This is a genomic window from Catenulispora rubra, assembly GCF_015356825.1.
Classification (GTDB): domain Bacteria; phylum Actinomycetota; class Actinomycetes; order Streptomycetales; family Catenulisporaceae; genus Catenulispora; species Catenulispora rubra.
The window spans coordinates 1-2854 of sequence record NZ_JAACYW010000543.1 but is presented as its reverse complement, the minus strand read 5'-3'; the positions used below and the strand labels follow the sequence as shown (position 1 = coordinate 2854).

Here is a 2854-nt window from a genome sequence, read left to right as displayed (position 1 = left end):
GCCATCACCAGCGCGCTGCCGACCGCCGGGAACACCAGATGGCTTCCGGCCCACGCCAGCCTCCCAGCGGACGCCGACAGCACCGGCTCGGCACGTCCGGAGGTCTCCTCGCCGCGCAGCCGCAGCACCGCCTGCACCGCGTAGAAGGCAGCGGCCATACCGAGGAAGCTGATCGCGGTCGTCAGATAGGAGTCGGTCAGGCCCTTGGCCCCGCCGTAGCGCCCGATGATCTTCTCGACCTGCTGGTTGTCGTTCAGCAACTTGTCGATGCCCTTGGCGATGGAGCCCATGACGATCCCGAACACGAAAATCCCGGCCATCCAGCCCAGCAGCGTCGGCTGTTGCAGCCGCCGTCCCAGGCCGAACACGCCGCGCAGCCCGGGCCCCGCGCTCGCCGGGCCTGGACGCTGCGGCAAGAGCCCGCTGCCGAGGTCCCGGGCGTTCTGCACGCGGTAGCCGACGGCAGCGGTTACGACGCCGACGACCAGCGTCACGCCGACGACCCACCACCGGTTCCCGGCCCACGGATGCACGCGCTCGATCCAGCCGAACGGCGACAGCCACGCGACCCACCCGGCTCCGCCGCTGTTGCCGGCCGCGTCGCCGACCGTCCGCAGCAGGTACGCCACGCCGAGGATCAGCGCGCCGATCCCGTTGGCGGCCCGGCCGGTCTCGGTCAGCTGCACCGCGACCGCCTGCGTGCCGGCGAACGCCACGCCGACGGCGAACAGGCACGCGCCGAACGCCAGCGCGCCGCCCGCGCTCTGCCCCAGCGCCAGCATCACCACGGCCGAGAGCAGCCCGATGCCGAAGCACGCGCCAACGACGATCGACAGGGCCGCGGTCAACGGGGCGTTGCGTCCCACGGCCCCGGATCCCAGCAGCTCCAGCCGACCGGACTCCTCCTCGGCCCGGGTGTGCCGGGTGATCAGCAGGACCACCATGATGCCCATCAGCAGGCCGCCGAAGCCGAGCGTGCGCCAGGCGGTCAGGGCGCCGAGGGTGTGGGTGTCGTAGAGGGGGCCGTAGAGGGCGCGCAGCGAGGGGTTGGTACCGATGCTGGAGGCGAGCTTGTCGCGGTCGGACTGCGCCGGGTAGAGCTTCTTCAGCGAGTACGCGGTGCTGCCGACGGTTGCCAGGAGTGCGTAGATCCACACCGGGAGCATGATGCGGTCGCGGTGGGAGGCGAGTCGGATCAGGGTTCGGAGACCGTCGTCTGAGTCCTTCTGGGCACCGGGGTCGGTGGCGAACTTCGAGGTCTTCTTCGGGGTTTTCTTCGAGGTCTTCTTCTGGGCGCTCTTCGAAGCCTCCGGGGCCGTCGCGGTGCTCACTGCTGCGCCCCTTCGGGCTCGTAGTGCCGCAGGAACAGCTCCTCCAGTGTCGGCGGCCGGCTGACCAGGGTCCTGACCCCGATCGCGGTGAGCGCCTTGAGGACGCCGTCGAGGTGGTCGGTGTCGACCTGGCCGGTGAACTTCTCGGCGCCGGCCTTGGTGGTGACCTTGGCGTCGTGCACGCCGGGCAGGTCCGCCAGGCCGGTCGGGGGTCCGGCGAGGTCGGCCTCGACGGTGGTGCGGGTCAGGTGCCGCATCTCGGCCAGCGAGCCGGTCTCCACGGTCTTGCCGGCGCGGATGATGTTCACCCGGTCGCACAGCGCCTCGACCTCGGACAGGATGTGGCTGGAGAGCAGGATGGTGCGGCCGCGTTCGCGCTCGTCGGCCACGCACTGGCGGAAGACGTCCTCCATCAGCGGGTCCAGGCCGGAGGTCGGCTCGTCGAAGACCAGCAGTTCCACGTCCGAGGCCAGGGCGGCGATCAGGGCCACCTTCTGCCGGTTGCCCTTGGAGTACTGGCCGCCCTTCTTGGTCGGGTCCAGCTCGAAGCGCTCCAGCAGATCGGCGCGGCGCCGGGCGTCCACCCCGCCGTGCAGGCCGCCGAGCAGGTCGATCACCTCCCCGCCGGACAGGTTGCGCCACAGCGTGACGTCGCCGGGCACGTAGGCCAGGCGCTTGTGCAGGGCCACCCGGTCGCGCCAGGGGTCGCCGCCGAGCAGGGTCGCGGCGCCGGAGTCGGCCCGGATCAGGCCCAGCAGCACCCGGATGGTCGTCGACTTGCCGGCCCCGTTGGGCCCGAGGAACCCCAGGACCTCGCCCTCGGCGACGGTGAGGTCCAGCCCGTCGAGCGCACGGGTCCGGCCGAAGGTCTTCACCAGGCCGGACGCGCTGATCGCAGTCGTCATGGGGCCGATTCTACTCCGAACTTTCAGAGTCTTGTGAATGTTATGAAAACGCAAGAGGAACCGCTACCGTGGGCAAATGCGCAAGGACGACCACCCCGGCGGGCACGACGCCGACCCCGATGCCGACCCCGAAACCCGGCCGGCCCCGGACCCGCTGCCGGCGTACATCGACCGCCTCGGCAGCGTCCTGACCGACAGCGGCATCCCGCGCATGCCCTCCCGCGTCTTCGCCGCGCTCATCACCCAGGACGACGGCCGCCTGACCTCCCAGGAACTGTCCGAGATGCTCGACATCTCCCCGGCCGCCGTCTCCGGCGCGATCAGGTACCTGACGCAGGTCAACCTGGTCACCCGCGAACGCCAGCCCGGCACACGCCGCGACCGCTACCGCGTACTGGACGAGGTGTGGCAGGACGCACTGTTCGAGCGCGACACGATCATGTCGCGCTGGGAGGGCAGCCTGGCGGAGGGCGTCGCGGTGGTCGGCGCCGAGACGCCGGCCGGACGGCGGCTGACGGAGTCGGTGCTGATGTTCCAGTTCCTGCGCGGGGAGCTGTCGGGGATGTTGGAGCGGTGGCAGGTGCGGCGGGCGGAGTTGCGGGCGGAGGGGGATCGGGC

Annotated in this window: 3 protein-coding genes; 1 reads left to right on the top strand and 2 read right to left on the bottom strand. The window is 71.2% G+C overall.

Annotation, left to right across the window (positions count from 1 at the left end):
* On the bottom strand, positions 1–1331 hold a 1331-nt coding region (locus tag GWK61_RS53735), incomplete at its 3' end, for an ABC transporter permease (RefSeq protein ID WP_194922153.1).
* Positions 1328–2236: an ABC transporter ATP-binding protein gene (locus GWK61_RS53730; protein ID WP_194922152.1), complete on the bottom strand. Its 909-nt coding sequence runs from the start codon at positions 2234–2236 to the stop codon at positions 1328–1330. The genes GWK61_RS53730 and GWK61_RS53735, both read right to left, overlap by 4 nt.
* Before the next feature lie 76 nt (positions 2237–2312).
* Between GWK61_RS53730 and GWK61_RS53725 the strand changes: the two genes are divergently transcribed.
* A partial coding sequence (locus tag GWK61_RS53725; RefSeq protein ID WP_194922151.1) for a GbsR/MarR family transcriptional regulator occupies positions 2313–2854 on the top strand: 542 nt, incomplete at its 3' end.

Excerpts from the sequence above, each read along its gene's own strand:
- GWK61_RS53730 (WP_194922152.1), bottom strand. The coding sequence starts at position 2,236 with ATGACGACTGCGATCAGCGCGTCCGGCCTGGTGAAGACCTTCGGCCGG.